We start from the raw sequence: 522 nt of genomic DNA on the forward strand, positions 1-522 counted from the left end.
CTCTGGCGCCTCGCGCAACCCCGAGACCATGCGCTTCGGCGTCGCCTTCGACTGCCGCCTGCGGGCCGACCGCACGGAGGAGGGCATGATCCTGGTTGAGGAGCGCTGCCGCGTGCCGGGATTTTCCCCGGTCACCAACCGCTTCTGGGCCAGCGCCGAGACGGGCCTGGTGGGTTTCGCCGAGCAGTGGGTGGGGCCCGGGATGGGGCCGCTCAGCCTGGATTTCGAGCCCTGAGCCTCAGCCCCCCGATCGCATCGCATCGGCGTCGGGCGAGAGGCTGCCGTCGCCTCAGCGCATCGGCGTGACCGAGATCGCGAGGGCTTCCTCGTAGACGAGATCCACCTGCTCGCCGACCCGCAGCGTACGCACGAAGGCCTGCACCTCGGGGTTCTTCGCGACGACAGTGCGCGGCCGGTTGCTCGGGCCGACGAAGCTGACCGAGCCGGTTGCGGCATCGACCGCGGTGACGGTGACCCTACCGGCCCGGACCCGGGTGATTTCGCCGCCGGGACGGCTGGCTT

Annotated in this window: 2 protein-coding genes; one reads left to right on the forward strand and one right to left on the reverse strand. The window is 71.1% G+C overall.

What is annotated here, in order from left to right:
• A partial coding sequence (locus tag AC1DWF_RS38495; protein ID WP_476843654.1) for a hypothetical protein occupies nucleotides 1-235 on the forward strand: 235 nt, incomplete at its 5' end.
• 54 nt (nucleotides 236-289) lie between these two features.
• Here the strand turns inward: AC1DWF_RS38495 and AC1DWF_RS38500 are convergent.
• A partial coding sequence (locus AC1DWF_RS38500) for a hypothetical protein (RefSeq protein WP_476843655.1) occupies nucleotides 290-522 on the reverse strand: 233 nt, incomplete at its 5' end.

It is taken from the genome of Aminobacter sp. P4_D5 (assembly GCF_056401815.1).